The sequence below is a fragment of the Bordetella tumbae genome, from assembly GCF_054780995.1.
This window is the reverse complement of sequence record NZ_BAAGVG010000013.1, coordinates 1-4,419: the sequence shown is the minus strand read 5'-3', so window position 1 is coordinate 4,419 and position 4,419 is coordinate 1. Positions and strand designations below refer to the sequence as shown.

The following is a 4,419-nucleotide window of genomic DNA, read 5'->3' as shown; positions in this document are numbered from 1 at the left end:
TGATTCGTAGGATAAATTCCCCCTTGCAATTTGGGGTTGCCGGCGGTTCAATTCCCCCCGGCTCCACCAAATTAGCAAGTCTTGGACAGGGGCGGACGGGTTAACCGGTCCGCCCTTTTTTTGTCGGTCAAGGACACTAACTTCCATATATTGACTTCAGGGCTGGAGAATTTCGATGCGGCCCTGCTACCCGCTTCAACGTAGATTTTCTGACCTGTTGGTCTCCCTCCCATCGACGCCCGGTTGTGTGATGAGCGAAGACCGGGCCGCCAGCTAGGAACGCAGTTGCCTTCTGTTGTGACAGCGTGTGCAGTGCCGGTCCGAGTAGCTTGATCTCGCCCCATTTCAGGGCGACCATCTCGCTCGTTCTCAGTCGGGTCCAAAACATGAACTGCCATTGATTGAGAAGAGTGGGCGGGCAACATGAGAGAATTCGTGCCCGCTCGTCCGGTTTAAACGGGTCTATCCTGTCTCGTGATTTTGGTGCCTCTTTGCGCCTATACGTCCAGCTGCGCATTGGATTCGCGTCGATCAAATCGTCATCAATGGCGGATGTCAGAACCGCTCGCAAATTGAAGGGTGCCTTATCGTAGTCCCAGCAGAACGCCAAGCGCCACCACTGCGGCGGCGCATATAGCTATCATTTTCCATGGATTATCGCGCACGAATTCGGCTGAGGCGTCCGCTGCGCTTTCCAGATTATGCTTCGTCGCGGCGTGCACAGAATCAAACCAACGATTACTGTCGTCACTTGGCGATTCGCCACTTCCTTGAGGAAGGTTCTTGACTTCATTATCCGAAGTTACCGGAGATGTATTGCCCTGGGGTTGTGATTGGGAATCGGTGCTATTTTGGCTATTCATTGAGTGCTCCTAGAAAGAGCAGAAGTACTTTTTTCGTACGACCTCGATGTCGTCTATTGCAGTCATCTCGCATTACGTGCTTTTGACGCTTTGAGTTACCAGGATGTCCTGTTGCTGCCGACCCTCGTGTTCAGACGATGAGTCAGCACACAACGGTGCCCCGCCCCTTGCCACTCGGCGCTCCCCCAAAGAAACATTAGATCTAGTACCTACGGTCTATCTTCGATTGGGGGCAATATGGACATAGGATCGGGTTACCTAACCCAGATCTAGGCTATTGGGGGGTGCTTTGTTTGTTCGGATCGCTTTGAGCCTGCTTGCGCGCAGCATCCTCTTTTTGCTGCTGCGTTTGCTGGTCTTGCGATTGGTTGGGTGCTTGCTTCTTGTCCGGCTCGTCTGGGGTGACGGAAGCAGCGAAGCGGGTGGGAAATGTCATGATGGTACCTCTTAGGTTGCTGTGGCAGGATGCCACCTCTTCACGGTGCGCTCTTGCTGCCTTATCCCCTAGCGTTTAATTGAAACAATTAATCATTTGGTGAGCTGTACACTAATCGTGGACTTCGGGAGACCAATATGACCAAGTCAACACAGCAGTCTGACAATGAGCGATGGGATAGTGAGGGCGGGTCGCAAATTGCTGAGCTAGCTAAATCATTAGCAATAGATGAGTTGGAGGAGACGGATCGGCGCATTCTTGCGTTTTTGGGCGCGTCGGTTCTTTGCTTGTGGGACGAGCTCCCAGACGACGCGCGCCAGAAGGTTCTTAACGGAGAGTTGGTTCAAAGAACGTTTGATGAGTCTGTCGTGAAAGCTCGACTTGCTCTCTTATTCAAGTAGCAGAGGATGCCGCCGATCGATGTCCAGGAGGGGAGATGTGGATTTGCAGACATTGTGGAGTAGAGGCGAAGGCCGGAGAAACTGACGCCGAGCATGACGAAGACGGATTCTATTTTCGGTGTCGTAGATGCCAGTGCCGCAATGGTTTAATTGACGCCGCGCGTAGAGACGTCGGCAGCGCTGTTGGGTTGATTCAACCTGACCCGTAAATTAGCCTTCTTTGACCGATCTCGCCCTTAGGCGTAATTGCCATACTCCCTACCATAATTATGGGCGCCGTATGGGTTGCCCGCTTGCGCCCCTTGATGCCAAGGCAATCGCGATAAGAGTCGCTCGATAGGATGTGTGTGGGATACTAGGCGTTTGATCCATGTCTGGATCAATGCCTTAGTCACGGGTTCCAGTGATACTACTAGAGGTTGCTATGGACCTGGACATCAAATCTATCATGGGGCGCCTCCCGCATCGTTACCCCATGCTCCTAATAGATTATGTCGTCGAAATTGTTCCCCGGAGCAAGATTGCGGCCACTAAAAATGTGTCAGCTAATGATCCATTTATCGCCCATGGTCAATGCATGCCGGCCGTACTCATTGTCGAGGCAATGGCACAGTCGGCAGCTTTGTTTTCCTTTGCGGATGAGGGAGATGAGCGACGTCCGGAGCAGGGGAAGGCCGTCTACTATTTTCTTGGGATCGATGATGCAAGGTTTTTGAAGCCGGTCGTCCCTGGAGATCAGTTGTGCATCGAGGTAAAGGCATTGAGGTTAAGCCGCGCGATTTGCAAGTATCATGGGCAAGCATTTGTTGATGGAGAGCTCGTGGCTGAAGCCTCGATACTGTGCGCCATACGCAACTCTCCCGAGTTGCTTGCGTCTCGATAAGAGGGGGTCTGCTAGATCCAAATGCCAATGCAGACGTAAGGTCACAGCGGTTGCTTAGCCGTTCTGCAGGTCGGACCCACGCGATACTGTAAAGGCTCAACATACCAGTCTGAGGCGTCGTATCATGAGCAAATCAAAGGGCGACGCGCAAAGCGTCGTCAGTATTCGGGTAGGTGCACTTGCGGGCCCCAGCGATGTCCTGATGTTGCGTATAGACTATGTCACAAATGGTGTCCACGGAGAGAATAGTGCCACCACCACTTCGCGGGTGAAGGTCTTCACGCTGACCAATGGTCAAGCAGAAGATTTGGCAATGCAACTTAACAACGCGCTTCGTTGGATCGAAGGTAAGCCGCGTGATCGTTTCCATTGACAGACGCTGATTCATGGCGGCTTTTCAGTCGAAGGCCGCCTTTATGGAGTTAGCCAGCACGTTGCGTAGCGCCAGCCATCTGAAGGTCGACCGAAAAGCGCGCGAGCTGCTGGTGCAAAAATGGACCAGGATCGCACCGCGCAGCAAGGCGTCGACGGCGGCGGTGGAGGGACACGCTCGGCAGATTCGAGCGTTTTCAACTGGCATCGGCGTAGCTCGCACCGAGGGGCCACGCAAAGATCGTTATTTACACGCTAGAGGTGTATGCTGGATGCAAGCGTGCATGTTGCGGTGCACTTCATCATTGCCGGACTACATTCAAGGCGCGAATGATCATGAAGATCCTGGAACGCTTCTTGGCACGCGTGCTGCACGTTTTTGTGAAATTGCTGCCACGCGCCAATGGCCCCACACGAAGTGAAACTCCGGTGTCGTCGCATTCGCGACGTCATGGCGACGCTATGCGGTCGCCGTGGCGGATTTATCGCTTGTATGCGATCAATTCAAGGCTCCTGTTGCGTGGAGAAACTGGCCGAATCATCAGCATAGGGACTTATGCCGGTGATGCGCCAATAATGAAGTACAACCTGGGGGCGGGCGCCACGCGTGGGCCATGCTCATCGTTGCCCTTGCTGTTGGCCGATGTCTCCGAACATTTGACTGCGTCCAAACTTGAACTGTCCCTGGCGCAAGCCTCAGAACATGTGATTGCGTCAGCCGAGTTGGATCGTAGTCCTCACCTTGATGTATCGCTGCCCCTGCAACCGTGAGAATCGGGGGCCGCATTGGCCGGCGGGCAAGTGACCGCTCATTTAGGAGGTGGCTATGAAAATTCCGTCCACTCAACAGGCCCGAGCGCTAGCAATGGCCGATCATCCATTGACACTGGCGGCACTATTGAAAGCGCCCAAACGCGATTACATGTCGGAGCGGCAATTGCAGTTCTTTCGCCTGCTTTTGATCAAGTCTCGTGCGCAGCTGTTGGCGTCCGCGTACGACATGCAGATTCGGCTTAAAGAGGACGAGGTCCACGCTGACCCCTCTGACAAAGCGTCAATCGAAGAAGAGCATACGCTTGAACTGCGGTTGCGCGATCGAGAACTCAAGCAATTGCGCAAGGTCGATCAGGCCTTGGAGCGTATCGAGGAGGGTACTTACGGGTGGTGCCGAGACAGCGGGGAGCCCATCGGACTAGGTCGGCTATTAGCTCGGCCTACTGCGGAGCTGTGCATCGAAGCACAGGAACGCCACGAGCGGATCGAAGCAGGCAGAGCGAAGCCGCGCTGATTCAGACTTGCGGAGCGTGGCTGAGTCGTTATAGGAACCCGGGCGCGTTGCTCCTCGCCGGCACGGCCCTGCGCAAAGTCGTAGATCACCGCCTTCAGCGAGTCAAAGGTTAGCGTCCGGGCAACCCATCTTGATACGTTAGGGCGTATCGATGAGCATAAGTCTCCATTTATATA

Annotated in this window: 8 protein-coding genes; 6 read left to right on the top strand and 2 right to left on the bottom strand. The window is 54.1% G+C overall.

From position 1 onward, the window contains the following. The first annotated feature begins 410 nt into the window (after nt 1–410). Nucleotides 411–593 (top strand): PmbA/TldA family metallopeptidase, encoded by a 183-nt coding sequence (locus ACYVI2_RS12235; protein WP_373558285.1) that lies wholly within the window; start codon nt 411–413, stop codon nt 591–593. On the opposite strand, the gene ACYVI2_RS12230 is transcribed toward ACYVI2_RS12235, so the two are convergent. Further along, complete coding sequence (locus tag ACYVI2_RS12230) at nt 585–863, bottom strand: hypothetical protein (protein ID WP_415818956.1); 279 nt, start codon at nt 861–863, stop codon at nt 585–587. The two genes, ACYVI2_RS12235 and ACYVI2_RS12230, sit on opposite strands and share 9 nt — an antisense overlap. 274 nt (nt 864–1,137) lie before the next feature. After that, nucleotides 1,138–1,299, bottom strand: coding sequence for a hypothetical protein (locus tag ACYVI2_RS12225; RefSeq protein WP_179266633.1), 162 nt, complete (start codon nt 1,297–1,299; stop codon nt 1,138–1,140). Between the two features lie 137 nt (nt 1,300–1,436). On the opposite strand from ACYVI2_RS12225, the gene ACYVI2_RS12220 reads away from it, so the two are divergent. From ACYVI2_RS12220 to dksA, 5 genes are all read left to right on the top strand, one after another. Then, nucleotides 1,437–1,700, top strand: coding sequence for a hypothetical protein (locus ACYVI2_RS12220; protein ID WP_094837629.1), 264 nt, complete (start codon nt 1,437–1,439; stop codon nt 1,698–1,700). Nucleotides 1,701–2,124: 424 nt separating this feature from the next. Beyond that, complete coding sequence (fabZ, locus tag ACYVI2_RS12215; RefSeq protein WP_415818955.1) at nt 2,125–2,583, top strand: 3-hydroxyacyl-ACP dehydratase FabZ; 459 nt, start codon at nt 2,125–2,127, stop codon at nt 2,581–2,583. A 124-nt stretch (nt 2,584–2,707) separates the two neighbouring features. Next, on the top strand, nt 2,708–2,956 hold the full coding sequence (locus tag ACYVI2_RS12210) for a hypothetical protein (RefSeq protein ID WP_094837631.1): 249 nt from the start codon (nt 2,708–2,710) through the stop codon (nt 2,954–2,956). 335 nt (nt 2,957–3,291) lie between these two features. After that, nucleotides 3,292–3,726 (top strand): hypothetical protein, encoded by a 435-nt coding sequence (locus ACYVI2_RS12205; RefSeq protein ID WP_415818954.1) that lies wholly within the window; start codon nt 3,292–3,294, stop codon nt 3,724–3,726. A 55-nt stretch (nt 3,727–3,781) separates the two neighbouring features. Then, nucleotides 3,782–4,243, top strand: coding sequence for an RNA polymerase-binding protein DksA (gene dksA, locus ACYVI2_RS12200; protein ID WP_415818953.1), 462 nt, complete (start codon nt 3,782–3,784; stop codon nt 4,241–4,243). Nucleotides 4,244–4,419: the final 176 nt, after the last annotated feature.